Genomic DNA, 26,217 nt, shown 5'->3' with positions numbered 1-26,217 from the left:
GGGTGGCGAGCTGGACGGATAGGCCGTCTACCCTGGCGCGGTGGCTACTCAGGTGATCGTGCTCAATGGTGGTTCCAGCTCGGGGAAGTCCAGCCTCGCCAGAGCTCTGCAAGCGGTCCTGCCGGATCCATGGCTGACCTTCAGCGTCGACACCCTGATCGAGGCGATGCCCGCGTCCATGACGGGGGCGGCATCCGGGATCGAGGTCGCTCCGGATGGCGGGGTGAGCGTCGGGTCGGAGTTCAGGGCGCTGGAGGCCGCGTGGATCGAGGGGATCGCCGCGATGGCCCGGGCCGGGGCTCGGGTCATCGTCGACGAGGTGTTCCTGGGGCAGGCGGAGTCCCAGCAGCGGTGGGTGAAGGCGCTGCGGGGTCTCGGTGTGCTGTGGGTCGGGGTCAGGTGTGAGCCCAAGGTTGCCGCGGCGCGTGAGGCCGCCCGGGGGGATCGGGCGGTGGGGATGGCCGAGTCTCAGGCGGATGTGGTCCACCAGGGCGTGACCTACGACCTGGAGGTGGACACCACGCACACCGAGCCCCTGGAGTGCGCGCGGGCCATCGCCGCTCATGTCAGCTGAGCGGCCGACTGCTGGGAACTGGTTCAGGCAGCGATGCGGACGATGCTCTTGCCGCGTGTGCGGCCGTCGGCCAGGTCCTGAATGGCCTTGCCGAGATCGGTCAGCTCGTACTCTGCCGTGATGTCCGGGCGGATCTGTCCGGCGGCCACCAAGCGCAGTGCCCTGTGGGCGCTCTCGGCCAGGCGGTCGGGGTGGGTCTGGCTGAGCAGGTTGCTGTTGTAGGTCAGTGCGGACTTGCCGTTCATCAGCAGGTCGTTGGCATCGAGTTCGACGGGCTCGAACGTGGCGATGTTGCCGTAGATCGCCAGGCGGCCGTGCGGCGCAAGGCGCTTCAGGTTGGCCAGGCGCACCGGTCCGCCAATCGGATCCAGGATCACATCGAACAGCTCCTCGGTCGGGGCCTCCATGAACTCGGCGCGCGGAATCAGCAGGTCGTAGCCGAACTGGGCGGCGTAGGCGGCCCGATCGGCGTCGCTGACGCCGACGATCCGACCGGCGCCGGCGGCGCGGGCGAACTGGGCGGCCAGGCTGCCTACGCCGCCGGCCGCCGCGTGGATGAGGACGCTCTCGCCCGGGCGCACCCGGGTGACGGTGTTGATCAGGTCGTAGGCGGTGGGGGTCGCCCAGCCGAAGCCCGCCGCGATCTTCGGGTCCACGCCGGTGGCGTCGAAGGTGAGCGCGGCGGAGGCCACTGCCACCTCGGCGTAGGCGCCGGCACTGGTCAGTGCGGTCACCTGCCGGCCGATGCGGTTCTCGTCGACGCCCTCGCCGACCGCGATGATGTGCCCGGCCGCCTCGAAGCCGGGCACGAAGGGCCGGGGTACGGGGAAGTGACCTTTGTGGACCAGCACGTCGCCCCACTGGATCCCGGCGTACTGGACGCTGATCGCCACCTCGCCGGCGCCGGGAGTGGGCTCGTCGATGTCGGTGAGGCGGAACTGGTCGTCGGTGTCGAGGACGACAGCCTTCATAGTCACTGCTCCCTGAGTCGTATCAGTATCCTGATACGGAGGGACGCTAACGAGTATCAGCTACCTGAGTCAACTAAGGAGGCTGACAGGTGAAGGAAAACGTGACCGGGATCCCGGCCGAGGAGTATCTGTGCACCCGCATCCGCCGCACCGAGCAGGCCCTGATGGCCCACCATGAGGCGGTCCTGCGCGGCTACGGCCTCACCATGACGCAGTACACCGTGCTGCTCGCGCTGTCGCGGGATGAGGGCATGTCCGGCGCACAGCTCGCCCGCGCCTGCGGAGTCACCCAGCAGACCATGGCTGCCGTCCTGACCGGCCTGCAGAACAAGCAGCTCATCACCCGTCAGCCCTCACCCGCGCACGCCAAAGTCCTCCTCGCCTCACTGACCGACCAAGGTCACCAGGTACTCGAACGTGCCTACGGGGAAGTGATCGTGCTCGAACGCGCACTCTCCGACGCCTTCACCCCGGACGAGCACGCCATGCTGTGCGAACTCCTGGAGCGCGCCTCCACGGTCCTCGTCCAGCAGACTCCTCAAGCTCAAGCACGGTCCGCGCGCCCGCGCGGCTGAGGCAGCTCCCTCTCCATCACCTGCTTGAGCGTGGCGAGGTCGCGCGTCACCGCATCCGTGTCGCGCTGGAAGTCCTCGTCGCTCATGTCCGGCTGTCGGCGGAGGGTGAACACCACCTCGCAGCCGCCGCCGTCAGCGATCACGCGGACCGGGTTGTAGACGGTCTCGCCCGACGGCAGCGTGACATCGTGATCGAGGACGCCGAACTCGTTCTCGGGCGCGAAGGTGACCACGACCCGCCCCATGGGCGAGGACTCGGCGATCCACTGACCGTCGATCTCGGCGATGGAGTCCCCCAGCCCGTGAGCCCACTGGGGCAGGTTGGAGGGGTTCGACGCGTAGTCGTAGACGTCCTTGGCGGGGCGGTCGATATGGGTGCTGATATGGCGCGATTCCGAGGCGATGTTCTCCATGGGCCCGATGGTAGGGAGCTGCCGACGGCGTCGTCTTGAACGAATCGGTCGTGGCTGAGCCGGGTGACCGCATTACCCTGCCGTTCATGGCCGACCCGCATCCGATGACCGCCGAGCGCGCCGACATCGCCGCCTTCCGCGCCGAGGTGGGGCTCGACCACCTCATCGACGTCCACACCCACTTCATGCCGCAGCGCGTCCTGGACAAGGTCTGGGCGTACTTCGACTCGGCGGGCCCCCTCGTGGGGAAGGTCTGGCCGATCGCGTACCGGCAGGAGGAGCAGGAACGCCTCGATGTGCTGCGCGGGTTCGGGGTGCGCGCCTTCACCGCGATGCTCTACCCGCACAAGCCCGCCATGGCCCGCTGGCTCAACGACTGGGCCGCCGACTTCGCCGCCCGCACGCCGGACTGTCTGCACACCGCGACCTTCTACGCCGAGCCCTGCGCCCTCGACGATGTGCGCCGCGCGCTCGACCAGGGCGCGCGCGTGTTCAAGTGTCATCTCCAAGTGGGCGGCTTCGACCCCAACGACCCGCTGCTGGACGGGGTGTGGGCGCTGCTCGCCGAGCGCGGCGTCCCCGTGGTCAGCCACTGCGGCTCCGGCCCCATCCCCGGCCGGCACACCGGACCCGGCCCGATCGGCGCCGTCCTCGCCCGCCACCCCGCGCTGCGGCTGGTGGTCGCGCATCTCGGCGGGCCGGAGTACGCGGAGTTCCTCGACCTGGCCGAGCGGTACGAGCACGTCATGCTCGACACGACCATGTCCTTCACGCCCTTTGTCGAGGCCGATATGCCCTTCCCGCGCGCCGAGTTGCCCCGGCTCGCCGCCCTGGGGGAGAAGGTCCTGCTGGGCACCGACTTTCCGAACATCCCGTATCCGTACGTGGACGCCCTGCGCGTCCTGCGGGACCTCGACCTCGGCGCCGACTGGCTGCGCGCGGTCTGCCACGACAACGCCGCCCGACTTTTCGGTCTGTGACAGACCGCCCGGGCCGCTGTCGGACCCATGAGTCAAGATTTCTTCATGGAGACGACAGCAGGCGGGCTGGTGACGGCGAGGGCCGAGGTGGCGGCCCTGGACGATCACGGCGTGGTGGGCGCGCTGAGCGGGCTCATCAACGGGCCGGGGTATTGGACGTGGGGCGGCACTCTGGCCGGCATCGAGCGGACCGGGCGCTATCTGGCGGGGACCTGGGATCCGGACGCGCCGGACGGCGACCCGGGGAAGGCCGGAGAAGGGTCCTGGGCCCGGTTCATCGGGCGGATCGGGGCCGTGGCCCTGCGCGCGGCCGCGCCGTCCACCCCCGAGGAGAGCCGTCAGCGGCTGCTGGCGTTGCTGGAGTTCTGGGCGGAGGGGCCGTTCGCCGACCCGGAGGCCCGGCTGCGCACCGGTGTGGTGCGGCCGGCTGAGGACGCCCCGCAGGCGGTGCGGGACGAGCGGGGGGCCGCCGTCGCGGTGGGGTGGACCGGTAGGGACGGCCGTAAGTTCATCGATCTGCGCATGGGGGACGCGGATCCGCCGAGCCTGGGGACCATCGAAGAGGTGCACGAGGTCCCGCGCGGCTGGGGCAGCGCCGAGCAGCTTCGCCGGCTGGTAGGGCTGGTGCGGGAGCGCGGGCCGGTGCCGTGGGATCCCGAGGCCGTGGCCCTGCTGCGGGACGGCACGGGCATGGGGCGCGCGGCGGCGTCCTTCGCGCTGGCGGGGCTCTTCGACCGGATGCACGTCTTGCGGCGGGAGGAGCTGCGGCTCAAGGTGGCCGAGGCCGAGGACGGCGGGTCCGAACACGCCCGGCTGACCTCGCTGGACCGCCTTGAGCTGCTGGCGGACGTGCTGCCCGAGGACCCTGCCGAGCTGTGGGAGCCGCAGGGGATGCGCGAGGTGGCGGAGCGGATCGCGGAGGCGTGGCGGGAGCGGTACGGTCGGCGGACCGTGGTGCCGGAGCGTACGCATAACGCGGTCGTCGAGTTGCAGATGCTGCGCCTGTCAGCGGCCGCCTTCTGCGCGGCGTTCACCAACCCCACTGCGGAGCCCGGGCTCAGTGCCCCCGTCGACAGCTGGATCAAGTGCGCCGACCACGGCCCGATGGTCACCGATGCCAAGGCCCGGTGGGATGTCGCGATGTTCGAGGACCGTCTGCTCTCCATCGTCCCCAACCTGTTCTGGGTCTACGCCGAGCTGCCCGCCGGTGACCTCGTCCGCGAGGGGGCGCCCGGCCTGGTGCGCGTGTTTCAGGAGCGGTTGAACCACCCGGGGCTGCTGCTGGACGCCGGCACGCTCAACCGCAAGGTGGGGTCCTCGGTCGCCGAGTTGCACGAGCGATTCGGGTACCAGCCGTATGCCGGGCCGGTGCGGCTGGACGTCGCGTCCATCGACGACGGGCTCACGGTCGTCGCGGACGGCGTAGTCGACCGCAGAGGGGACCTGACCCGGACCCGCCTGTTCTTCCGCCCGGCGTTCTACGGCGCCGACGAGCGCTCCCGGGCGCTGACGGGGGCCAGGGCCGACTCCCGCTACGACCGTGAGCTGGGGTTCGTCGAGTGGCTGCGCGGCCCCGACTGCGCGCGCATCGTCGAGCGGATCGAGAGCGCCGCGCTGCCGGTCGGCGCGTACGAGTCGAACCCGGCGGCCTCCGCGCCCGACGTGCTGGCTCAGGTCGCGGGCGGGCTCGGTATCGCCGAGGACGCGGCGGCGCTCTACCTCCAGCTGCTGGTCCTGCCCGCGCCGACCGACCGCAACGTCCGCACGTGGAACGGGTGGAAGACCGCGCGACACCAGAAGGCCGCCGCCGTGCTGGTCGAGCGCGGCCTGGTCGTGGAGGACAAGCGCCCCCGGGCGGGCCGTCAGGTCTTTCTGCCGGGCGAGTGGATCCACGCCAAGAAGCCCTACCAGCCGATGGAGGCCTGGAAGGCGGACCTGATCGGGGTGGAGCGCTCCTACAACGGTCGGCTGGAGAATCCCCTTCCGCTGCCCACCCGCACCCTGCCCGAGCTGTTCGCCCACGCCTGGGCGCTGGTCGAGGATGGAGCCGGTCCCTCCGCGTAGCCCGTGCTTATCCGTTTAACCCGTCGCGCCGACGAGCCGGGCTGCCAGCGTTCTGACGTGCTCGACGAGCTCCGGGGGTTCGTGCACCGTGAAGTCGAACCCCATGGTCGTCACGTAGATGGCCAACTCGTTCAGCGAGTTGGACCCGGTTCGCAGTGTGCAGCTGTGCTCGTCGATCGGCTCCAGCGCTCCGGTGGTGGGGGCGATGCGCTCCGCCGCGGTCTCGGCGCTGACGTGCAGGGTGAACCGGGCCTGGTAGCGGTAGGCCGATGTGGAGATCGCCCGTGAGGTGTAGCCGCTGAGATCGGGGTCCGGCGGGGTGCGCGGGGTGAACCGGGGGCCGGTGGGCGTGCGGGGGGCGAGGCGGTCCACACGGTAGGTACGCCAGTCCTCACGGTCGACGTCCCAGCCGATGAGGTACCAGCGCCGGCCCGTGTGCACCAGCCGGTGCGGCTCGGTCGTGCGGATGCCGCTGGTTCCGTCGTGGGCGCGGTAGTCGAAGCGCAGCCGCAGCGAGTCGCGGCAGGCTCCGGCGATGGCGGTGAGGGTGTCCGGGTCGGCGGTGGGGCCGGTGTTGGCCATCGGCACCGTCACCGACTGGAGGGCGTTGATCCGGTGGCGCAGCCGGGACGGCAGGATCTGTTCGAGCTTGGCCAGGGCCCGCACGGACGTCTCCTCGATGCCGGTGATCGAACCGCCGGCGGCCGTACGCAGGCCCATCGCGACCGCGACGGCCTCGTCGTCGTCGAGCAGCAGCGGCGGCAGGTCCGCGCCGGCGCCCAGCCGGTAGCCGGCGGTGCCCGCGGTGGCCAGCACGGGGTAGCCGAGGCCACGCAGCCGGTCGATATCGCGGCGCACGGTGCGCGGAGTGATCTCCAGTCGCTCGGCCAGTTCGGCTCCGGACCAGTCGCGCCGGGTCTGGAGGAGCGAGAGCAGTCGCAACAGTCGTGCTGAGGTTTCCCACATGGTTCGAAGTCTGCCAAACGCCTAGGACCGAATCTGACCTAACCGGCTCCTAGGGTTGTCGGCATGGAGAACAACAGCGAGATCAGGCCCTTCACCATCGATATTCCCCAGGCCGACCTGGACGATCTGCGGGACCGGCTGGCCAGGACCCGGTGGACCAAGGACCTGCCCGACGTCGGCTGGAGCCGCGGGGTGCCGGCGAGCTACCTCAAGGGTCTGGCCGAGTACTGGCGCGATGGCTACGACTGGCGCCTCTACGAGCGGGAGCTGAACAAGTACCCCCAGTTCACCACCGAGATCGACGGGCAGAACATCCACTTCATGCATGTCCGCTCGCCCGAGCCGGACGCCCTGCCGCTGATCCTGATCCACGGCTGGCCCGGCTCCATCGTGGAGTTCCTGAGCGTCATCGGCCCGCTGACCGACCCCAGGGCACACGGCGGCGACCCGGCGGACGCGTTCCACCTGGTGATCCCGTCGATCCCCGGCAGCGGCTTCTCCGGGCCGACCGGCGAGGCCGGCTGGGACACCAGCCGGGTGACCAGGGCGTTCGCCGAACTCATGAGCCGGCTCGGCTACGACCGCTACGGCGCGCAGGGCGGCGACACCGGCGCGGTCATCTCCCCGGGGCTCGGCCGGCTGAACCCCGACAACGTCGTCGGCGTACACGCGAACGGGCTCTCCGGGTTCACCGAGGTCGACCCGGACAAGGCGGGGGAGCTGACCGAGGCCGAGCAGGCGCGGCTGAAGAACCTGGCGTACATGAAGACCGAGCAGTCCGGCTACGCGATGATCCAGATCACCCGGCCGCAGACCCTGGCGCACGGGCTGCACGACTCCCCGGTCGGACAGCTGGCCTGGATCGTGGAGAAGTTCAAGGAGTGGACCGATCCGGCCGCCGAACTGCCCGAGGACGCGGTGGACCGGGACCTGTTGCTCACCAACGTGATGCTGTACTGGCTGACCGGCACCGCCGGGTCCTCGGCCAACTGCTACTACGAGACCGCGCATGCCGGAGCCTGGGGCGCGAGTGAGCGTTCCACGGTGCCGACCGGGGTCGCGGTGTTCCCCATGGACGTGTCGATCCGGAGCACCCTCGAGCTCGAGCACACCATCGTGCACTGGTCCGAGTTCGACCGCGGCGGCCACTTCGCCGCGATGGAGGCCCCCGACCTGCTCATCGACGACGTCCGGGTGTTCTTCAGCAAGCTGCGCTGATGTACATCTGAGCCTCCGTCACTTCACCTCCGCCGCGCACACCAGCCGCCGCCGGTGGTCCACCGCCCGCTCCGGCCCGGTCAGCGTCAGCGGCACCGTGTGCCGTATGTCGGCGTCGGCGCTGGAGGCGGCCAGGCGCAGCTCCAGGGGGCCGGGTTCGACGATCCGGCCCCCGTCGGGGGCGCCGGGGTAGGAGGCCAGGTCGGCGTGGAAGGTGAAGTGGACCTCGGCGCTCTCGCCGGCCGCGAGCGGGACGCGGGCATAGCCGATGAGCCGGGCGACCGGGCGGACGGTGCGGGCCACGGGCTGGTGCAGATAGAGCTGGACCACCTCGGTGCCGGGGCGCTCGCCCGTGTTGCGGACGGTGAGGCGCAGCGTGGTCTCGCCGTCGGTGGCCAGGGTGGTCGCGTCCGCCTCCGGGCGCTCCCAGGAGAAGGTGGTGTACGAGAGGCCGTGGCCGAAGGGGTGCAGCGGGGTCGGGTCGACGCTGCTGGCCTCGCCGCGCAGGCCCAGCGGGGGCTGGAGATACGTCCAGGGCTGGCCGCCGGGCGCGTACGGGACGCTGACGGGCAGCCGGCCCGAGGGGTTGACCCGGCCGGAGAGGACCGCGGCGACGGCCGGGCCGCCCTCCTCGCCCGGGAAGAACGCCTGGACGGCGCCCGCGAGCAGGCCCGACCAGCGGCCCAGCGCGTACGGGCGGCCGGTGAGCAGGACCAGCACGACCGGGGTGCCGGTGGCCAGCAGGGTGTCGAGCAGGGCGCTCTGCTCGCCGGGCAGTTCCAGGTCGGCGGCGTCGCAGCCCTCGCCCGAGGTGCCCCGGCCGAAGAGGCCCGAGCGGTCGCCGAGCACCGCGACGCACACATCCGCGTCGCGGGCGGCGCGGGCGGCCCGCGCCAGTCGGCTCTCGGCGGCGACGGCGGCCGAGGCGCCGGTCGAGGCGGGCGCGGTGGCGCCCGGGCCGGGCGGGGCGCACCCCTCGGCGTGAGTGAGGCGGGCGTCGGGGAGTTCGGCGCGCAGCGCGGCCAGCAGCGTCGGCACGTCGATGCCCATCGGCAGCTCGGGGTATTCGACGCCGACGTGGCGGGGGAAGGTGTAGCAGCCGAGCATCGCGGCGGGGTCGTCGGCGAGCGGGCCGACGACCGCGATCCGGGCGTCGGGCGCGAGCGGCAGCGCGGCCCGGTCGTTGGCGAGCAGCACCACCGACTCCTCGGCCAGCTGCCGGGCCACTTCCCGCATCACGGGCGGGTCCAGGTCCACGACCTGGGGGAGTGCGGGCGGGGTGGCCGACCACCACGGGTCCAGCAGCCCCAGTTCGCACTTCTGCCGCAGCACCCGCAGCACGGCCCCGTCCACCAGCGCCTCGGCGATGTCCCCGGCCCGCACGGCGTCGCGCAGCGGCTCCGCGAAGCAGCGTACGGCGGGCAGCTCCACGTCCAGGCCCGCCTCCAGCGCGAGCGCGGCGGCCCGCGCCGGGGTGTCGGCGACGCGGTGGTGCAGCTCCAGGAAGGAGAGGCTGAAGTAGTCGGAGACGATGGTGCCGGTGAAGCCCCAGCGCTCGCGCAGCAGTTCCGTCAGCAGCCAGCGGTTGGCGGCCGACGGGACGCCGTCGAGGTCGTTGTAGGAGGGCATGACCGAGCGCGCCCCGCCCTCGAGTACGGCCATCTCGAACGGCGGCAGGATGACATCCGCGAGCTCGCGCGGGCCGATGGAGACCGGGGCGTGGTTGCGGGCGCCGCGGGAGGCGGAGTAGCCCGCGAAATGCTTGAGGGTGGCGACGATCCCGGCCGACTGGAGGCCGCGCACATACGCGGTGCCGACGGTCCCGACCAGGTACGGGTCCTCGCCGATGGACTCCTCCGTGCGGCCCCAGCGCGGGTCGCGCACCACATCGAGGACGGGCGACAGGCCCTGGTGGATGCCCACCGCGCGCATGGAGGCGCCGATCAGCTCGGCGGCCCGGCCCACCAGCGCGGGGTCGAAGGTGGCGCCCCAGGCCAGCGGGGTGGGGAAGACGGTCGCGCCCCAGGCGGCGAACCCGGTCAGGCACTCCTCGTGGGCGACGGCCGGGATCCCGAAGCGGTTGCCCGCGGCGATCCGCGTCTGGGTGCGGGCGAGGGCGGCGGCGCCCTCGGCCGGATCGACGGGGGCGGTGCCGAAGGGGCGGGTCAGCTGGCCGAGTCCGTGCGGGAGCAGGGCGTCGAGGTCGATCTCCTCGTTGACCTCGTGCTGGAGCGGGGCGACGTCCTCGCCTTCCGAGGACCCGGAGCCCGGCCAGACGCCGGCGAGCTGGGCGAGCTTCTCCTCCAGGGTCATCCGGGAGAGCAGGTCAGCGGCGCGTTCCTCGGCGGGGAGGGAGGGGTTCTGCCAGGGGTGAGGCATGAAGCTCCTTGGCTCAGGGCTGCGTGGTGTTTCCGGGCTGCGCGGGGGCCCCGGGCTGCGCACCGTCTCGGAGCCGCGTCGGGTCTCGGGGCCGGTCACTTGCCGCCCACGCCCATCAGGCCGTTGATCAGCTGACGGCGCGCGAAGAGATAGACGACGAAGATCGGGACGATGGACAGCACGACCGCGGTGAGCAGCGCCGGGGTGTCCACCCGGAACTCGCCGACGTAGTCGTACAGACCCAGGGTCAGCACCCGGTTGCTCCTGGACTGGGTGAGGATCAGCGGGAACATGAAGCCGTTCCAGGCGTGCAGGGCCGAGTACACGCCGACCGTGGAGATCCCGGCCCGCGACATCGGCACCACCAGCCGCAGCAGCACCCGGGTCGGCCCCGCGCCGTCCAGCGCCATCGACTCGTACAGCTCCTCGTCGATGTCGCGCATGGTGCCCGCCAGGATCAGCACGCTGACCGGGAGCGAGAAGGCGGCCGTCGGCAGGATCACCGCCAGCAGGGTGTCGTACAGCTGGAGCTTGGTGATCACCAGATAGATGGGGATGATCACGGCCTGGGACGGGATCGCGAGCCCGAGCAGAAACATCTGGAAGACGCGCTGGGACAGCCGGCTGCGGGCGCGCACGATCGCGTAGCCGACGGTCACCGACAGCACGATGACGATGGCGGCGCAGACGGCGGTGACGACCAGGGTGTTGCCCAGGTAGGTGAAGAAGTGGCTGCTGAGGACCCGGTCGTAGTTGGTGAACGTGAGGTGGGTGGGCAGCGAGAGCGGGCCGTCGTCGATATAGCCGTCGCGGGTCCGGAAGGTGGTGGCCACCAGCACATACAGCGGGGCGCCGACGATGACCAGCCAGATGAGGGAGGCGAGCCCGGCCGGGTAGTTGGGCCTCCGCGGGCCGCTTCCCTTCAGGAGACGGGGCAGCCCCGCGCGCCGGGGCCTGGGCGGCGGGGCCGCCCCGCCCGCCGCAGGGTCCGCCCCGGGGCGCCGGCGCAGCACGTCGGTCACATCCCCTCCCGGGTGCTGCGCATCGCGCTGAAGCCGGTCAGCCGCACCAGCAGCAGCGAGACGGTGGTGGCGACGACGACGAGGAGGGCCGCGACCGCGCTGGCGTAGCCGAGGTCGAAGGCCTGGAAGCCGTTCTTGTACATCAGGAACGGCACGATGCTGGTGTCCGTGCCCGGGCCGCCCTTGGTGAGGATCAGGACGGTGTCGAAGAAGGTCAGCGCGCCCACCACCATGATCACCGAGGAGGTGACCACGGTGTTGCGCAGCTGGGGCAGGGTGATGGAGAAGAACTGGCGGACGGTGCCCGCCCCGTCGATGGCCGCCGCGTCGTAGAGCGAGCGCGGGATGGCCCGGGCGCCGCCCTGGTAGATCAGGGTGTGGAGGGGGATGAACTGCCAGGCGGTGACGAAGAGGATGGCGCCGAGGGCGCCCTGGGGGTCGCCGAGCAGATCGCCGTCCGCGAAGCCGAGGGCCGGCCCGATCTCCGCGATGAGGCCGAAGTTGGGGTCCAGCAGCTGCTTCCACACCAGGGCGAGGGCGACGGAGGACGCCAGCAGCGGCAGGAAGAAGATCGCCGACAGCACGGCGCGGTTGCGCTGCCGCCCGGCCGCCCACACGCCCAGCAGCAGCGCGATCGGGGTCTGGACGAGCCAGGTCAGCACGGTCAGCAGCAGGCTGAGCCAGACCGCCTGGCGCATGTCCGGGTCGTGCCACAGCCGGGACCAGTTGTCGGTGCCGGTCCACTGGGGGGAGCCGATGCCGTCCCAGTCGGTGAAGGCCAGATAGCCGACCAGCAGCATGGGGACGATGGCGAAGCACGCGAAGAACAGCGCCCCGGGGAGCGCCCAGGCGGCGCTGGGGCGGCCCACGCCGCTGCCCACGCCGCCGCCCTTGCCGCTGGGGCCCTTGCCGCTGTGGCCTTTGCCCCCGGCGCCTTTGTCGTCGGCGCCTTTGCTGACGGCGCCTGTCATTACTTGATGTCCTTCTTCATCGCCGCGACGAACCCGGTCGGGCTCAGCTGCCCGTTGAACAGCTTCTGGATGTTGGTGTGCAGCGCCGGGGTGTTCTTGGCCGACAGCGCCTGGTCCCAGGAGAGGGTGAAGCTGGGCGCCGCACGCACCAGGTCGTACTGGAACCGCGCGTAGGTCGGGTTCTCGTGCTCGCTCAGCAGGGACTCGGCGTCGGAGGTGGCGGGCACATCGCCGTTGGAGATCAGGTCCTTGGAGTAGTCCTGCTTGGCGGCGAACTTCACGAACTCGATCGCCGCGTCCCGCTTCTTCCCCTTCGTCTTGGCGTTGACGGACCAGTAGTTGGTCGGGTTGCCCACCACGTTCTTGGGGTCGCCCTTGCCGTCAGGGATGGCCGGGAAGTCGGTCCAGCCGAGCCCGGACTTGGCGAAGTCCGGCTGGTTCGCCTTCTGGTTGGCGTACTCCCAGGAGCCCATCAGATGCATCGCGGCCTTGCCCTTGGCGAACAGCGTGGAGGCCCCGTCGGCGGTGTAGTTGACCGACTTGTAGTTCTTGCCGAAGGTGCCCCGGTCGACCAGCTGCTTGATCGTCTCGGCGGTCTTCAGCACGGCCGGGTCGTCCCACCCGGAGGCGTCCCCGCTCTGGATCCTCTTGAAGACATCGGCCCCGCCGTAGCGGTCCACCAGGTACTCCACCCACATCAGCTCGGTCCACGGGTCCGTGCCCGCGAGCGCGAAGGGGGTGACGTCCTTCTTCTTGAAGGTGTCGATCAGGCCCAGCAGATCGTCCCAGGACTTGGGCGGCCGCGCGCCCGCGTCCTGGAACACCTTCTTGTTGTAGAAGAGGATCACCGGCTGCATACCGCGCATGGGGATGCCGTAATAGGTGTTGTTCACCGCTCCGGCCTTGAGGATGGAGGGGATGAACGCCTTCTGGAGCTCAGGGTCCTTCTTGAAGGCCGGGCCGAGGTCGACCAGCATGTCCTCCTTCACGAAGTCGCTGATGCTGCCGCCGCCCCAGTTGAAGAAGACGTCCGGGGCGTTGGGGGTGCCCATCGAGGTGCGCATCTTGTCCGAGTAGCCCTCGCCGGGCACCTCGGTGAGCTTCGCCTTCACCTTGGACGTCTTGTTGAACCGCTCGACGACCGCGCGCTGCACCTTGGTCGAGGCGTCCTGGTAGACCCAGACGTCGATGGAGTCGTCGTCCGAGCCACCGGGGCCGGAGCTGCCGCAGGCGGAGAGGGAGGTGGTGGCCAGAAGCAGTGCGGCTGCGAGGGTGGAGGCGCGGAGGATGGAACGTGACCTGGGTGTACGCATCGTCATCGTCGCATGTGCCTTCCGGAAGTAGCCCGATAATTCTCGGAAGTGATTGCGTGGACGGTATGAGCGCGCTGACGACCTGTCAATAGATCGCACAAACAGGCCTGTTGGAACGCACGAACCGGCGCGGCCGGTCGTCGGGCTCAGGCCGTGCTCGGCGCGGCCGTGCTGGCGCGGACGACCAGCGCCGTCGCGAGCTCCACCCGGGGCGACTCGATCTCCTCGCCACGCGCCTGGCGCAGCACCGTACGGGCCGCCAGCTTGCCCATCTCCGCGAGCGGCTGGCGCACCGTGGTCAGCGGCGGGGCCGACCAGCGGACTTCCGGAAGGTCGTCGAAGCCCACCACGCTCACGTCCTCCGGCACCCGCAGCCCCCGGCGGCGCAGGGCCTCGATCGCGCCCAGGGCCATCTGGTCGCTGGAGGCGAACACGGCGGTGGGCGGGGTGGCGGCGTCCATCAGCTGATCGCAGCCCACGAAACCCGACTCGTGGTAGAAGTCGCCCTGCGCGACCAGCGCCTGGTCGTACGGCACCCCCGCCGACTCCAGGGCGGCCCGGTGGCCGTCCAGCCGGGCCCGGCTGCACAGCAGCCGCGGCGGGCCCGCGATGAAGCCGATCCGGCGGTGGCCCAGGCTCAGCAGATGCTCGGTCGCGGCCATTCCGCCCGCCCAGTTGGTGGCCCCGATGGTGGGCGCGTCCAGGGCGGGGGCGCCGGCCGGGTCGACCACCACGATCGGCACGTTCAGCCGCCGCAGCTCCTCGTGCAGCACCGGTTCGAGCACGGAGGTCACCAGGATCACCCCGTCGGAGGCGCGCGCCCGCAGGTTCTTCATCCACTGCCGCGCCGCGCCCGCCCGGCCGTGGATGGCGGAGACCACCGTGCCCACGCCGTCCTGGTGCGCGACCTCCTCCACCCCGCGGATGATCTCCACCGCCCAGGGGCTGTCCAGGTCGTTGAAGACCAGGTCCAGCAGGGCGGCGCGGTCTCCCGGGGCGGTCTGGCGGCGTCGGTAGCCGTGGAGCCGCAGCAGATTCTCCACCCGGGCCCGGGTCTCGGGCGAGACGTCCGAGCGCCCGTTGACGACCCGCGAGACCGTCGGCACCGACACCCCGGCCTCCTGTGCGATGGCCGTGATCGTGACCTTGGGCCGGGCCCCGCCCTCGGGCCCCGCGCTCTCCGTAGCCATTTCCGCCTCCTCCGTTGACGAGAGTCACTCCCGCCTCTAGCTTTCCGGGCGCACCCTCGGAACCTTGCAGAAGTCTTCCGGAAAACCGGATCAGACGTGAAGAGAAGAGAGGGACGTCCATGAAGCTCTTGAGCTTACGCAGCGCAGCGCTGGTGGCCTCGGCCACCATGGCGACGCTGGCCTTCGGCCTCGCCGCCCCCGGCCAGGCAGCCGAACACCCGGCAGGAGGGGCGGCGGATACGGCGGCGGGCGACACCCGCGTCCAGGCCAACCCCACCCTCCGCGAGGTCGCCGACCGCACCGGCCGCTTCATCGGAACGGCCATCAACGACGGCCGGCTCGGCGACGCCACCTACGCCAACATCGCGAAGACCGAGTTCTCCAGCGTCACCGCCGAAAACGCCATGAAGTGGGGCTCGGTCGAGCCCAACCGCGGCCAGTTCAACTGGGCCGCCGCCGACCGGCTCGTCTCCTTCGCGCAGAGCAACAACCAGAAGGTCTACGGCCACACCCTGGTCTGGCACAGCCAGCTGCCGAACTGGCTGGCCAACGGCTCGTTCTCCAACGCCGAGCTGCGCACCATCATGACCGACCACGTCACCACCCAGATCAGCCGCTACAAGGGCAAGGTCCAGCGCTGGGACGTGGTCAACGAGGCCTTCAACGAGGACGGATCGCTGCGCCAGTCCAAGTTCCAGCAGCAGCTGGGCGAGTCGTACATCGCCGACGCCTTCCGCGCCGCCCGCGCCGCCGACCCCGGCGCCAAGCTCTTCATCAACGACTACAACACCGAGGGCACGGGCGCGAAGAGCAACGGCCTGTACAACCTGGTCCAGCGGCTCAAGAGCCAGGGCGTGCCCATCGACGGCGTCGGCTTCCAGAGCCACCTCATCGTGAACCAGGTGCCGTCCACCGTGAAGGCCAACCTCCAGCGCTTCGCCGACCTCGGCCTCGAGATCGTGGTCTCCGAGCTCGACATCCGGATGGCCACCCCGGCCGACTCCACCAAGCTCCAGCAGCAGGCGGCCAACTACAAGACCGTGGCCCAGACCTGCCTCGCCATCTCCCGCTGCGCCGGCATCACCGTATGGGGCTTCGGCGACCGGGACTCCTGGGTGCCCGGCACCTTCCCCGGCCAGGGCGCGGCCAACCTGTACGACGACAACTACCAGCCCAAGCCCGCCTACACCGCGTTCCGCGACGGCCTGGCCGGATCATAGGAGGCCGTACGCGATGAGACCTCACATCCGCAGAGCCGCCCTTGGCCTCGCCGCAGCGGGAGCGCTCCTGCTGGGCCTGGCCACTCCCAGCAGCGCCGCCGACCCGGTGCTGCGCGACCTGGCCCAGGCCAAGGGCACGTACTACGGCACCGCCGTCACCGCGTCCAAGCTCAACGGGACCTACGCCACCATCGCCGGGAGCCAGTTCGACTCGATCACCCCCGGCAACGAGATGAAGTGGGAGTCCGTCGAGCCGAGCCGCGGCTCGTACAACTGGTCCGGCGCGGACGCCGTGGTCAACTTCGCCCAGGCACACGACATGCGGGTGCGCGGCCACACCCTGGTCTGGCACAGCCAGCTGCCGGGCTGGCTGACCTCCGGCAGCTGGACCGCCGACCAGCTGCGCACCCTCATGACCGACCACATCACCACCGAAGTCGGCCGCTACAAGGGCAAGATCTCGCACTGGGACGTGGTCAACGAGCCGTTCAACGAGGACGGCACCTTCCGGCAGTCCATGTGGTACACGAAGCTCGGCCAGAGCTATATCGCCGATGCGCTGCGCGCCGCCCGCGCCGCCGACCCCGACGCCAAGCTGTACCTCAACGACTACAACACCGACGGCACGGGTGCGAAGAGCGACGCCATGTACAACCTGGTCAAGTCGCTCAAGGCGGACGGCGTCCCGATCGACGGCGTCGGCTTCCAGGGCCACCTCATCCTCGGCCAGGTGCCGTCCACGATGCAGGCCAACCTTCAGCGCTTCGCCGACCTCGGCGTGGACGTGGCCGTCACCGAGCTGGACATCCGGATGCAGCTGCCCGTCACCGACGCCAAGCTCGCGCAGCAGAAGGCCGACTACAAGGCCGTCACCAGCGCGTGTGCCGCCGTCAGCCGCTGCAAGGGGGTGACGGTCTGGGGGTTCACCGACTCCGACTCCTGGATCCCCGACGTCTTCGACGGCCAGGGCGCCGCCACCCCGTACGACGAGAACTACCAGCCCAAACCGGCGTACTACGGCATCGCCGAGGCCCTCGGCTGGAGCGGCGACGGCGGAGGAGACCCGACACCCACGACGGGCTGCGCGGTCACCTACTCCGTCACCAACCAGTGGAACACCGGCTTCACGGCGAACGTGACGGTCAAGAACACCGGGTCCGGCGCCATCAACGGCTGGAAGGTGGCCTGGACCTACCCCTCGGGCCAGCAGGTGACCTCCGCCTGGAACGCCACCGTCACCCAGAGCGGAGCCCAGGTCACGGCGGCCGACGCGGGCTACAACGCCACGATCGGCGTCGGCGGCTCGGTGTCGTTCGGCTTCAACGGCAACTGGTCCGGCGCCAACACCGCGCCCGGCGCCTTCACCCTCAACGGCGCCACCTGCACCACGTCCTGAGCGCCTTCATCCGCCTGGACGGTGACCCGCCTCGCCGTCCAGGCACTGCACTGCACCGCACGCTTTCGAGTTCCCTCTCCTCAGAGTGTAAGAAATCGCGGCTCTCGACCACTGCCAGGTGAGAGAGCCAAGATGAGGAGACGGCGCGTGACCGACGCCCAACGCTTCCGTGAGCTGTACGAGGATTCCTATCCCCGTGTGCTCGCCTACGCCTCGAGCCTGGTGGGCCGGCAGGTCGGTGAGGACATCACCAGCGAGACCTTCACGGTCGCCTGGCGGCGGATGCGGGACATCCCCACGCCACCGCTGCCGTGGCTGCTCGGCGTGGCCCGCAATCTGACCCGCGAGCTGCGCCGCCGCGACGCCAGGCAGTACGCCCTGGCCGCCGAGGAGGCACAGCGCATCATCACCTCCGGCCCGCACGTCGGCGACGTGGCCGCGGATGTGACCGAGCGCGAGGCGGCGCTCCAGGCGCTGGCCACGCTGTCCGACGCGGACCGCGAGGTGCTGACGCTGGTCGCCTGGCACGGGCTCGGCCCGAGACAGGCCGCGCGCGTCCTCGGCTGCTCCACCGCTACGTTCTCGGTGCGGCTGCACCGGGCCAGGCGGCGACTGGAGCGGGCCGTCAGCGCGGTCGAGGACTCGGCCGGACTCTCTCGTGACTCTCGCCCGAAAGTGACAGTGAAGGAGCACTGACATGGCACGCAAGCGGCCTGATGTCATGAAGACGCTGGCGGACGCGCGGCCCGCGGAGTTCGATCCGGAGCACCTGGCCGGTTCCGCGCGCGCCAGGCACGACCTGAGCGCCATCCTGGCCGGCGCGCGGGAGGCGCCGGAGGCGTCGCGGTTCGCCCGGCCGTTCACCTGGCGGTGGGCGCTGCCCGTGGCCGCGACGGCGGCCGTGGCCGGGGTGCTCGTGGCCACCCTGCCCCAGGGCGGCCCGGATTCCGACGGCTCCCGGGCGACGGCCGGGCCCACGGTGGACGGTTCCCGGCACACCCCGGAGAACGGCCGCCTGGCGCTGTTGAACGTGGCCAACCGGGTGGAGAGCAAGGCGGCCGAGGGCGCCTACTGGCAGTCGACCACGCGGTCGGGCTGGATCGGCGTCGTCGCCGCGCCCGAGTCGGAGTCCGTCTTCGCGGTCGTCTCCTCCGAGACACAGCAGTGGTCCCACGGGGTACGGCCCGGCACGCAGAGCCTGTGGGTCTCGGGGATCGACGACTCCACCGAACCCCGCACCGAGCGCGACACGGCGCGGTGGCGGGCCGCCGGATCGCCGAAGGACGTCACGCTCGCCGAGTCCGGCTCCCGGTCGGGCGGCAAACTCGGTCTGCGGATCGAGTCAGGGTCTGAGAAGCGGCCGACGGTGACCCGGATCAACCAGGGCGACAAGATCGCCGCCGTGGGCGCGGACAATGTGACCTACGCGGATCTGCGGAAGCTCCCCGCCGACACGGCGAAGCTGAAGGAGTACCTGGAGGGCCTCTACGAGGAGGACCGCGGAAGCGAGATCTCCGGCCGCACCGAGTGGATGTGGCGGCAGGCGGCCGGGCTGATCACCCTCCCGGTCAGGCCCGAGGTCCGGGCCGCCGCGTACCGCGTCATCGCGGGTCTGCCGGGCATCCGGTCGCTCGGCGAGGTCACGGACCCGCTGGGGCGCAAGGGGGTCGGCTTCGCGCTGCCCGCGACCGAACGGCCCGACTACGGGACCGCGCGGTCGGAACTGATCGTGGACCCGGCGACCGGAGCCCTGCTGTCCGACCAGGAGGTGCTGACCAAGCCGAACGCCAAGGCCGCCGAGGCGGGGCTCACGGCGGGCACGGTGGTGAACTACACCGCCACGGTGAAGTCGGAGTGGACGGACCGGCAGCTCAAGACCCCCAAGTAACCGGGCAAGGCCACCTGTAAGAACCGTCGGCCGGCGGCCATTTCCTTCTGAGAACCCACCCCCGGGCAGAAGGAGCACCATGGCCAGGAACGCAGGGCTGCGCATAGCGGTGGCGGTGTGCGCGATCGCACTCGGCTCGCTCGGGGCGCAGGCGAACGCCGCGACCGGCACTGCGACCACGACCGCGACCGACCGGGCGGCCCGCGCCGACACCCCGTGGCAGCTGGGGACGCCGCTGAGCGAGACCGTCTCGACGGAGCTGTGGGACGTCGCCTCGACCGGCGCCAAGGACGCGTGGACGGTGGGCCGCAGGACGGACGGCCCCGATGGCTCCACCCCCCTGATCAGGCACTGGAACGGCACCGCGTGGGCGGATGTGCCCGCCGCCTCCACCGGCGGCAAGCCCGCGCGGCTGGAGGCCGTCGCCGCCTCGGCGCCCGACGACGCCTGGGCGGCCGGCACGCTGGACGACAACATGTCCGCGCCGATCGTGCTTCAGCACTGGGACGGCAAGAAGTGGACGAAGGTCGACCACGCCGCCGCCCCCGAGGGGTCGCTGAGCTTCGTCGGCGACATCGCCGCGTTCGGCAGGAACTCGGCCTGGCTGACCGGCTTCGACTGGAACCCGGAGAGCGGCGCCGAGGCCTCCTACCTGGAGCGCTGGACCGGCTCCGGGTGGCAGAAGGTGTCCCTCCCCGCCGCACCCGGCGGCGGGACGGTGCGCCCCTCGGACATCGCCGGCACCGGCCCGGACGACATCTGGGTCACCGCCGACGCCCTGACCGGCGAGGTGGCCGTACCGCTGCTGTACCACTGGAACGGCAGCGCCTGGACGGTCCGCGAGGTGCCCACCCCCAGTGAGCACCCGACCGGCTGGGTGGCCGGCCAGGCCGTCGCCACCGGCCGTAACTCGGTCTACTGGGTCGGCAAGACCAACGACGCGGACGCGCCGACGGCCACCATGGCCGCCCGCTGGACCGGCAGCCGCTGGGAGTCGCTGCCCGCGCTCCCCGTCGACGAGGCGAACGCCGCGGGCGCGGACGGCGCCGGGCGGCTGTGGGTCGGCGGCTGGACCCCGGGCGACCCCCACTCCGTGCTGGCCCGCTGGACCGGTACGGAGTGGGCGACCCAGAAGCTGCCCGCCGACGTCACCGAGCACAGCGAGATGTCCACGGTGCTCGGCATCGCCGCCGTCCCCGGGACGAAGGGCGCCCTCGCCGTGGGGACGGCCGGCTGCGCGGCCGACCCCGTCCAGTGCGGGCTGCTGGTCTCACACGACCTGCGCTGACACCCCGTCATTCGTACGGGCCGCATACGCCTGGACGGCGACCCCCTCGTCGTCCAGGCACCGCCCCGTCTCCAGGTCGAAGCGCTGCTTCAGCAGCGGCGAGGCCACGAACGGCCGCTCCCGCACGGAGCCCAGCAGGCCCCGCGAGAGCACATAGGCGCCGGTGAACGGATCGCGGTTGTCGATCGCGTACGCCTGCCCCGCGCGGTCCAGGAAGACCGCGACCTGGGTCCCGTCCGGCAGCAGCGCGGCCACCCCGCGCCCCGGGATCAGGTCGGAGAGATCGCAGACCGCGAACCACCGCTGGTCGACGAGGAGTTCCACGCGGACGGCGGTCCGCTCGGGTGCCATGGTCATCGGCTTGCAGTCCCTTCGAGAGTGCGGTCGAGAGTGCGGACGGGGATGCTGGGGCCGGACAGGATCGTCAGGTCCGGCTTGACCTGGTCGCGCTCGGGCACGAACTTCACCGTCGGGTCCGGCGCGTCCGGCGCGTTGACGAAGGACACGAAGCGTCGCAGCCGCTCCGGGTCGTCGAGGGTCTCGGCCCACTCGTCGCGGTAGCCCGCCACATGGTCGGCCATCAGCGACTCCAGCTCGGCGCACAGCCCCAGCGAGTCGTCGACCACCACGTCCCGTACGTGGTCGAGGCCGCCCTCGATCCGCTCCAGCCAGGCGGAGGTGCGCTCCAGCCGGTCCGCGGTGCGGATGTAGAACATCAGGAACCGGTCGATGAGCCGGATCAGCTGCTCGTCGTCGAGGTCCTGGGCGAGCAGATCCGCATGGCGCGGGTCCGCGCCGCCGTTGCCCCCGACGTACAGGTTCCAGCCGTTCGAGGTGGCGATCACCCCGAAGTCCTTGCCGCGCGCCTCCGCGCACTCGCGCGCACAGCCCGAGACGGCCGACTTCAGCTTGTGCGGGGAGCGCAGCCCCCGGTAGCGCAGCTCCAGGTCGATGGCCATCCGCACCGAGTCCTGCACGCCGTAGCGGCACCAGGTCTGCCCCACGCACGACTTCACGGTGCGCAGCGCCTTGCCGTACGCGTGCCCCGACTCGAACCCGGCGTCCACCAGCCGCGCCCAGATCAGCGGCAGCTGGTCCACGCGGGCGCCGAACAGGTCGATCCGCTGCCCGCCGGTGATCTTCGTGTAGAGCCCGAAGTCGCGCGCCACCTCGCCGATCACGATCAGCTTCTCGGGCGTGATCTCCCCGCCGGGGATGCGCGGCACGATCGAATACGAGCCGTTGCGCTGAAGATTCGCCAGGAAGTGATCGTTGGTGTCCTGGAGCGCGGCCTGCTCGCCGTCCAGCACATAGCCGCTGGCGCCCACCGTCGGCGCGAGCGAGGCGATGATCGACCCCACGGTCGGCTTGCAGACCTCGCAGCCGTTGCCGCTGCGCGCCTCCTCGCGGCCGTGGCTGTCCAGCAGCGCGGCGTAGGTGGTGATGCGCAGCGTCCGGACGATCTCGTACAGCTCGGCCCGGGTGTAGGAGAAGCAGCCGCACAGCCCCTTGTCGACGCTGACGCCGCTCGCTTCGAGTTCGTCGTTGACCAGCGAGGTCAGTGCCTTGACGCAACTGCCGCAGCCGGTGCCCGCCTTGGTGCACTTCTTCACCTCGGGGACCGTGGCGCACTGGTGGTCGGTGACCGCCGCGCGGATCGTGCCCTTGGTGACGTTGTGGCAGTTGCAGATGACCGCCTCGTCCGGCAGCGCGGACGGGCCGAGCGCGACGGGCGCCCCCAGCCCGGCCGGCAGCACCAGCTGCTCCGGGGCGATCGGGGGCACGCTGCCGGTCAGCGGCCGCAGCATGCCGTACGACTCGGCGTCGCCGACCAGCACCCCGCCGAGCAGCGCCCCGTCCGGGCCGATCACCAGCTTCTTGTAGACGCCCGCGCGGGAGTCGGAGTACACCACGTCCAGGCAGCCCTCGGCGGTGCCGTGCGCATCGCCGAACGAGGCCACGTCCACGCCCAGCAGCTTGAGCTTGGTGGAGGTGTCGGCGCCCGTGAAGCCGCTCTCGCGGCTCGCCTCGGCGATCTCGTCCGCGGCCACGAGTGCCATCTCGTACCCTGGCGCCACCAGCCCGTACACCCGGCCGTCGGCGGCCAGCGCGCACTCGCCGATCGCGTACACCGCCGGGTCGCTCGTACGGCACCGCTCGTCCACCGCGATCCCGCCGCGCTCCCCGACCGTCAGCCCGCAGTCGCGCGCCAGCTGGTCGCGGGGGCGCACGCCCGCCGAGAAGACGACCAGATCGGTGTCGATGGACGAGCCGTCGGAGAGGGCCATCGCGGTGACCGCGCCGTCCGTGTTCGCGGTGATCTCCTTGCCGCCGACGCCCGTGTGCACGACCAGGCCCATGTCCTCCACGGTGCGGCGCAGCGCGGCGCCGCCGCCCTCGTCCACCTGGATCGCCATCAGCCGCGGGTTGAACTCCACGATGTGCGTGGTCAGCCCGAGTCCCTTGAGCGCGCCCGCCGCCTCGAGACCCAGCAGCCCGCCGCCGACCACGGTGCCGGACGAGCAGTTCTTGGCGTACTCCTCGATCTCCAGCAGGTCCTCGATGGTCCGGTAGACGAAGCAGCCCCGGCTGTCCTTGCCCGGCACCGGCGGCACGAACGGATACGAGCCGGTGGCCAGCACCAGCGCGTCGTACGCCACGGTCAGCCCCGAGCGCGCGGTGACCGTGCGCCCGGCGCGGTCGATGTACTCGGCCGGGTCGCCCAGGTGCAGCTCGATGCCGTGGCGGGCCATGAACCCGTCCTCGACGAGGGACAGGTCCTCGGCGGTCCGGCCCGCGAAGTACGAGGTCAGCTGGACCCGGTCATAGGCCGGGCGCGGCTCCTCGCACAACACGACGACCCGGGCGCGCTCGGTCACGCCGCGCTCGGCGAGGGCCTCCAGGAAGCGCTGGCCGACCATGCCGTGCCCGACGAGCACGATGGTGGGGGCGGTGGCGGGGTTCTGTGCGCTCATCGTCAGGAGCCTCCATCGTTGGTCAGCAGGTGCAGCAAGGGGGTGGAGGGGAGCGGCTCGTCACCCTCCCAGGTACGGGCGAGCGCGCCGACGCTGCCGAGATCGCCGAGCAGAATGCCCCCGACGAGGCGGTCCCCGCGGACCACGACCTTGCGGTACGCGTTCCGCGTGGCGTCGGCCAGCTGCACGACGTCGTCGCCGGGGGCGGGGGTGGTCTCGCCGAACGCGGCGAGGTCGAGGGGGTTGGAAGTCGCGGCGAGTGTCAGCCGGGTCAGAGCACGGCTCCCCGTGTACCGGGGCCCGGTTTCGCTGCCGGGTGCGCCCCGGTGGCCGGGTTGTGCCCACCCGTTCCTCCCCCAGCTACCGCTGGGAGGTGCCCCCTCCGCGGCACGATTGCCCACAACCAGGTGTGAAGCGTCGGGGCCTGGGGCGGAGCGGAGCCCCTGAGTTTCGGGAAGGGGCGGGGTGGGGGAGAGAATCCGCGCCAGCACATCCGCCTGGTCCTGGGCCGGGCCGGCCAAGCCGTACAGGACGCCGCCGTGTTCCGCGCAGTCACCGATCGCGAAGACCCGCGGGTCGCTCGTACGCAGCTCGTCGTCCACGACGACACCGCGCACCACGTCGAGCCCGGCCGCGCGGGCCAACCCCACGCGCGGCCGGACCCCGCAAGCGAGGACGACCAGATCGGCCTCCAGCGCGTATCCGTCGGCCAGCTCGGCGGCGCTCACGGCGCGCCCGCCGCCGTCCAGGGACCGCGTCCGCAGCCCCCGCACCCGGCACTCCGTGTGGACCTCCACACCCAGTGCCTCGACGTGTTGTCGCAACACCCGCGACGCCCCCGCGTCCAGCTGCCGCTCCATGAGGTGTTCGCCCTGGTGGGCGAGGACGACCTGGGCGCCGCGTTGGGCCAGGGCCCGCGCCGCGGAGACGCCGAGCAGGCCGCCGCCGATGACGACGGCGCGGGCGCCGGGGCGGACGGCCGCGGCGAGCGCGAGGCAGTCGTCCATGGTGCGGAAGGCGTGGACGCCGTCCGGCAGCTCGTGGCCGTGCGGCTCGAAGAGACCGCGCAGCGGCGGCAGCACCGGGTTGGAGCCGGTGGCCAGCACCAGCGAGTCGTAGGGGACGCGGCGCCCGTCGTCGCACACCACCTCGCCCGGGTCCCGGTCGAGCCGGACCACGCGTACGCCGCTGAGCCGACGGCCGGCAGCGAGGGCCGGGAGGGCGATGACTCCGGGGGCGTACCGCCCGGCGAGGACTTCGGCGAGCAGCACCCGGTTGTACGCCGGGTGCGGCTCCTCGCCGATGACCGTGACGTCAACGGAGCCGACAGAGCCGCCGGCGGCCGTGGCGAGCTGCTGCGCCAGCCGCGTCCCGGCCATGCCGCCGCCGACGATCACCACCCGCCGGCCGCTGCCCGGCTCCCGCTCCGGCTCCCTGTTCGACCTCATGCCAGGAAGCGTGCGGGCCGCCTGTTACCCGGCCGCATCACCGCCGTTTCCCTGAAGCAACGCTGCCCTCAGCGCGCCCCGTCAGCCGCTGTGAGCCGCCGTGAGCAGCACCGGAAGCTCCTGCGGGCTGTTGCCGACGAAACTGGGGTGCGGGACGAGCTGCTCGTCGGGGACGGCCAGGTCCAGCCGGGGGAAGCGGGTGAACAGCGCCTGGAGGGCGATCGTGGCCTCCATCCGGGCCAGCGGGGCGCCGAGGCAGTAGTGCGCGCCGTGGCCGAAGGACAGATGGCGGGCGGCGTCCGGGCGGGCGTGGCGGGTGATGTCGAAGCGGTCGGCGTCCGCGCCGTGGGCCCGGGGGTCGCGCCCGGCGGAGGTGTACGAGACGAGGACGGGGGCGCCCCGGGGGATCACCGTGTCGCCGACGGGCAGGTCGCGGGTCGGGTAGCGGAAGGGGAAGAAGCTGACGGGGCTGTCGTGGCGCAGGGTCTCCTCCACCACATCGCCCCAGGACGCCTTGGAGGAGCGCACCAGCTCCAGCTGGTCGCGATGGGCGCACAGCGCCCGCACGGCGTTGGTGATCAGGTTGAGCGTGGTCTCGTGCCCGGCGATGATCACCAGCAGCAGGGTGCCGATCAGCTCCTCCTCGCTGAGCCGGTCACCGTCCTCCTCACGGGCGGCGATCAGCGCGCTCGTCAGGTCGTCGCCCGGGGAGCGCAGCCGCGCGGCGGCCACCTGGCCCAGGATGGCGATCATCTCGCGGTTGGCGGCCAGGGCCCGCTCGGGCGCGGTGCGGGTGCCGACGATGTCGTTGGAGAGGGCGTGCAGCCGGTCCTGGTGCTCGGCGTCGACGCCGAGCAGCCGGCAGATCACGCCCATGGGCAGCGGCAGCGCGAAGTGGCGTCGCAGATCGGCCACGCCGTCGGGGGCCGCGGCGGCGGCCTCGGCCAGCCGGTCCAGGAGCGCGGCGGTCAGCTCCTCGACGGCGGGGCGCAGCCGCTCCACCCGGCGCGGGGTGAACGCCCGGGTGACCAGGGACCGCAGCCGCTTGTGGTCGGCGCCGTCGGCGGTGGTCATGCCCCGTACGGTGGCGAAGGTGGCGAGCGGCCAGCCGGGCGGGATCTCACCGTCCCGCAGCGCGGCGAAGTGGCGGGCGTCCTTGGCGACTTCGGGGTGGGCGACGAACTCCTTGAGCTCCTCGTGCCGGGTGATGGCGTAGGCCGTGACGTCGCCGGGCAGCAGGACCGGGACCGCGGCCCCGCGCTCCCGCAGCCGCTCGTTGACCGCGTGCTGGCCGGCTCCGGTGGGGTCCAGCCGGTGCGGTGCCGAGCCGGTGTGCGATACGGGGCATCGGCCGTCGTCGGTCATC

22 protein-coding genes are annotated in these 26,217 nt (G+C 71.6%); 10 read left to right on the top strand and 12 right to left on the bottom strand.

Going from position 1 to position 26,217, the window contains the following annotated elements:
- Window positions 1-40 precede the first annotated feature (40 nt).
- On the top strand, window positions 41-574 hold the full coding sequence (gene cpt / locus ACZ4WQ_RS04340; RefSeq protein WP_311722624.1) for a chloramphenicol phosphotransferase CPT: 534 nt from the start codon (window positions 41-43) through the stop codon (window positions 572-574).
- Between the two features lie 23 nt (window positions 575-597).
- On the opposite strand, the gene ACZ4WQ_RS04335 is transcribed toward cpt, so the two are convergent.
- Window positions 598-1,545, bottom strand: coding sequence for a quinone oxidoreductase family protein (locus tag ACZ4WQ_RS04335; protein WP_468022032.1), 948 nt, complete (start codon window positions 1,543-1,545; stop codon window positions 598-600).
- Between the two features lie 89 nt (window positions 1,546-1,634).
- On the opposite strand from ACZ4WQ_RS04335, the gene ACZ4WQ_RS04330 reads away from it, so the two are divergent.
- Window positions 1,635-2,120 (top strand): MarR family winged helix-turn-helix transcriptional regulator, encoded by a 486-nt coding sequence (locus tag ACZ4WQ_RS04330; RefSeq protein WP_468022031.1) that lies wholly within the window; start codon window positions 1,635-1,637, stop codon window positions 2,118-2,120.
- Here the strand turns inward: ACZ4WQ_RS04330 and ACZ4WQ_RS04325 are convergent.
- On the bottom strand, window positions 2,090-2,533 hold the full coding sequence (locus tag ACZ4WQ_RS04325) for an SRPBCC family protein (protein ID WP_468022030.1): 444 nt from the start codon (window positions 2,531-2,533) through the stop codon (window positions 2,090-2,092). The two genes, ACZ4WQ_RS04330 and ACZ4WQ_RS04325, sit on opposite strands and share 31 nt — an antisense overlap.
- Before the next feature lie 86 nt (window positions 2,534-2,619).
- Between ACZ4WQ_RS04325 and ACZ4WQ_RS04320 the strand changes: the two genes are divergently transcribed.
- Window positions 2,620-3,513 (top strand): amidohydrolase family protein, encoded by an 894-nt coding sequence (locus ACZ4WQ_RS04320; RefSeq protein WP_468022029.1) that lies wholly within the window; start codon window positions 2,620-2,622, stop codon window positions 3,511-3,513.
- Window positions 3,514-3,558: 45 nt separating this feature from the next.
- On the top strand, window positions 3,559-5,577 hold the full coding sequence (locus ACZ4WQ_RS04315; protein WP_468022028.1) for a hypothetical protein: 2,019 nt from the start codon (window positions 3,559-3,561) through the stop codon (window positions 5,575-5,577).
- A gap of 15 nt (window positions 5,578-5,592) precedes the next feature.
- On the opposite strand, the gene ACZ4WQ_RS04310 is transcribed toward ACZ4WQ_RS04315, so the two are convergent.
- Window positions 5,593-6,543, bottom strand: a complete 951-nt coding sequence (locus tag ACZ4WQ_RS04310; RefSeq protein WP_468022027.1) for a helix-turn-helix transcriptional regulator — start codon at window positions 6,541-6,543, stop codon at window positions 5,593-5,595.
- A gap of 63 nt (window positions 6,544-6,606) precedes the next feature.
- Between ACZ4WQ_RS04310 and ACZ4WQ_RS04305 the strand changes: the two genes are divergently transcribed.
- Window positions 6,607-7,761 (top strand): epoxide hydrolase family protein, encoded by a 1,155-nt coding sequence (locus ACZ4WQ_RS04305; protein WP_398369592.1) that lies wholly within the window; start codon window positions 6,607-6,609, stop codon window positions 7,759-7,761.
- Between the two features lie 18 nt (window positions 7,762-7,779).
- On the opposite strand, the gene ACZ4WQ_RS04300 is transcribed toward ACZ4WQ_RS04305, so the two are convergent.
- The 5 genes from ACZ4WQ_RS04300 to ACZ4WQ_RS04280 form a co-directional block, all read right to left on the bottom strand.
- Window positions 7,780-10,140, bottom strand: a complete 2,361-nt coding sequence (locus tag ACZ4WQ_RS04300; protein ID WP_468022026.1) for a beta-xylosidase/alpha-l-arabinosidase — start codon at window positions 10,138-10,140, stop codon at window positions 7,780-7,782.
- 95 nt (window positions 10,141-10,235) lie between these two features.
- Window positions 10,236-11,162, bottom strand: coding sequence for a carbohydrate ABC transporter permease (locus ACZ4WQ_RS04295; RefSeq protein WP_394816704.1), 927 nt, complete (start codon window positions 11,160-11,162; stop codon window positions 10,236-10,238).
- On the bottom strand, window positions 11,159-12,133 hold the full coding sequence (locus ACZ4WQ_RS04290; RefSeq protein ID WP_385341508.1) for a carbohydrate ABC transporter permease: 975 nt from the start codon (window positions 12,131-12,133) through the stop codon (window positions 11,159-11,161). The genes ACZ4WQ_RS04295 and ACZ4WQ_RS04290 overlap by 4 nt, the downstream gene beginning before the upstream one ends.
- On the bottom strand, window positions 12,133-13,452 hold the full coding sequence (locus ACZ4WQ_RS04285; protein WP_311722632.1) for an ABC transporter substrate-binding protein: 1,320 nt from the start codon (window positions 13,450-13,452) through the stop codon (window positions 12,133-12,135). Before ACZ4WQ_RS04285 ends, ACZ4WQ_RS04290 begins: the two co-directional genes overlap by 1 nt.
- Window positions 13,453-13,592: 140 nt before the next feature.
- On the bottom strand, window positions 13,593-14,636 hold the full coding sequence (locus ACZ4WQ_RS04280; RefSeq protein ID WP_385341512.1) for a LacI family DNA-binding transcriptional regulator: 1,044 nt from the start codon (window positions 14,634-14,636) through the stop codon (window positions 13,593-13,595).
- 119 nt (window positions 14,637-14,755) lie between these two features.
- On the opposite strand from ACZ4WQ_RS04280, the gene ACZ4WQ_RS04275 reads away from it, so the two are divergent.
- The 5 genes from ACZ4WQ_RS04275 (at window position 14,756) to ACZ4WQ_RS04255 (ending at window position 20,428) form a co-directional block, all read left to right on the top strand.
- Window positions 14,756-15,856: an endo-1,4-beta-xylanase gene (locus ACZ4WQ_RS04275; RefSeq protein WP_398369600.1), complete on the top strand. Its 1,101-nt coding sequence runs from the start codon at window positions 14,756-14,758 to the stop codon at window positions 15,854-15,856.
- A gap of 13 nt (window positions 15,857-15,869) precedes the next feature.
- Window positions 15,870-17,252 (top strand): endo-1,4-beta-xylanase, encoded by a 1,383-nt coding sequence (locus ACZ4WQ_RS04270; RefSeq protein WP_468022025.1) that lies wholly within the window; start codon window positions 15,870-15,872, stop codon window positions 17,250-17,252.
- A 147-nt stretch (window positions 17,253-17,399) separates the two neighbouring features.
- Window positions 17,400-17,948: an RNA polymerase sigma factor gene (locus ACZ4WQ_RS04265; protein WP_468022024.1), complete on the top strand. Its 549-nt coding sequence runs from the start codon at window positions 17,400-17,402 to the stop codon at window positions 17,946-17,948.
- Between the two features lies 1 nt (window position 17,949).
- Window positions 17,950-19,140, top strand: a complete 1,191-nt coding sequence (locus tag ACZ4WQ_RS04260) for a CU044_5270 family protein (protein WP_468022023.1) — start codon at window positions 17,950-17,952, stop codon at window positions 19,138-19,140.
- 79 nt (window positions 19,141-19,219) lie between these two features.
- Window positions 19,220-20,428 (top strand): hypothetical protein, encoded by a 1,209-nt coding sequence (locus ACZ4WQ_RS04255; protein ID WP_468022022.1) that lies wholly within the window; start codon window positions 19,220-19,222, stop codon window positions 20,426-20,428.
- On the opposite strand, the gene nirD is transcribed toward ACZ4WQ_RS04255, so the two are convergent.
- The 4 genes from nirD to ACZ4WQ_RS04235 form a co-directional block, all read right to left on the bottom strand.
- On the bottom strand, window positions 20,411-20,785 hold the full coding sequence (gene nirD, locus ACZ4WQ_RS04250) for a nitrite reductase small subunit NirD (RefSeq protein WP_311722639.1): 375 nt from the start codon (window positions 20,783-20,785) through the stop codon (window positions 20,411-20,413). The two genes, ACZ4WQ_RS04255 and nirD, sit on opposite strands and share 18 nt — an antisense overlap.
- Window positions 20,782-23,403, bottom strand: coding sequence for a nitrite reductase large subunit NirB (gene nirB / locus ACZ4WQ_RS04245; RefSeq protein ID WP_468022021.1), 2,622 nt, complete (start codon window positions 23,401-23,403; stop codon window positions 20,782-20,784). The genes nirD and nirB overlap by 4 nt, the downstream gene beginning before the upstream one ends.
- A 2-nt stretch (window positions 23,404-23,405) precedes the next feature.
- Window positions 23,406-24,851, bottom strand: coding sequence for an NAD(P)/FAD-dependent oxidoreductase (locus ACZ4WQ_RS04240; RefSeq protein WP_468022020.1), 1,446 nt, complete (start codon window positions 24,849-24,851; stop codon window positions 23,406-23,408).
- Window positions 24,852-24,932: 81 nt separating this feature from the next.
- Complete coding sequence (locus ACZ4WQ_RS04235; protein WP_468022019.1) at window positions 24,933-26,216, bottom strand: cytochrome P450 family protein; 1,284 nt, start codon at window positions 26,214-26,216, stop codon at window positions 24,933-24,935.
- Window position 26,217: the final 1 nt, after the last annotated feature.

This window comes from Streptomyces sp. NPDC028305 (assembly GCF_055569495.1).
This window is presented reverse-complemented; position numbering and strand designations above follow the sequence as displayed.

Bases quoted from the DNA above. Each gene is read 5' to 3' on its own strand.
- ACZ4WQ_RS04240 (WP_468022020.1), bottom strand. From the start codon at position 24,851: ATGAGGTCGAACAGGGAGCCGGAGCGGGAGCCGGGCAGCGGCCGGCGG.
- ACZ4WQ_RS04335 (WP_468022032.1), bottom strand. From the start codon at position 1,545: ATGAAGGCTGTCGTCCTCGACACCGACGACCAGTTCCGCCTCACCGAC.
- ACZ4WQ_RS04325 (WP_468022030.1), bottom strand. From the start codon at position 2,533: ATGGAGAACATCGCCTCGGAATCGCGCCATATCAGCACCCATATCGAC.
- ACZ4WQ_RS04285 (WP_311722632.1), bottom strand. From the start codon at position 13,452: ATGACGATGCGTACACCCAGGTCACGTTCCATCCTCCGCGCCTCCACC.
- ACZ4WQ_RS04300 (WP_468022026.1), bottom strand. From the start codon at position 10,140: ATGCCTCACCCCTGGCAGAACCCCTCCCTCCCCGCCGAGGAACGCGCC.
- ACZ4WQ_RS04290 (WP_385341508.1), bottom strand. From the start codon at position 12,133: ATGACAGGCGCCGTCAGCAAAGGCGCCGACGACAAAGGCGCCGGGGGC.
- ACZ4WQ_RS04310 (WP_468022027.1), bottom strand. From the start codon at position 6,543: ATGTGGGAAACCTCAGCACGACTGTTGCGACTGCTCTCGCTCCTCCAG.
- ACZ4WQ_RS04315 (WP_468022028.1), top strand. From the start codon at position 3,559: ATGGAGACGACAGCAGGCGGGCTGGTGACGGCGAGGGCCGAGGTGGCG.
- ACZ4WQ_RS04320 (WP_468022029.1), top strand. From the start codon at position 2,620: ATGGCCGACCCGCATCCGATGACCGCCGAGCGCGCCGACATCGCCGCC.
- ACZ4WQ_RS04305 (WP_398369592.1), top strand. From the start codon at position 6,607: ATGGAGAACAACAGCGAGATCAGGCCCTTCACCATCGATATTCCCCAG.
- ACZ4WQ_RS04235 (WP_468022019.1), bottom strand. From the start codon at position 26,216: ATGACCGACGACGGCCGATGCCCCGTATCGCACACCGGCTCGGCACCG.
- ACZ4WQ_RS04270 (WP_468022025.1), top strand. From the start codon at position 15,870: ATGAGACCTCACATCCGCAGAGCCGCCCTTGGCCTCGCCGCAGCGGGA.
- ACZ4WQ_RS04275 (WP_398369600.1), top strand. From the start codon at position 14,756: ATGAAGCTCTTGAGCTTACGCAGCGCAGCGCTGGTGGCCTCGGCCACC.
- nirD (WP_311722639.1), bottom strand. From the start codon at position 20,785: ATGACCATGGCACCCGAGCGGACCGCCGTCCGCGTGGAACTCCTCGTC.
- ACZ4WQ_RS04260 (WP_468022023.1), top strand. From the start codon at position 17,950: ATGGCACGCAAGCGGCCTGATGTCATGAAGACGCTGGCGGACGCGCGG.
- nirB (WP_468022021.1), bottom strand. From the start codon at position 23,403: ATGAGCGCACAGAACCCCGCCACCGCCCCCACCATCGTGCTCGTCGGG.
- ACZ4WQ_RS04255 (WP_468022022.1), top strand. From the start codon at position 19,220: ATGGCCAGGAACGCAGGGCTGCGCATAGCGGTGGCGGTGTGCGCGATC.
- ACZ4WQ_RS04280 (WP_385341512.1), bottom strand. From the start codon at position 14,636: ATGGCTACGGAGAGCGCGGGGCCCGAGGGCGGGGCCCGGCCCAAGGTC.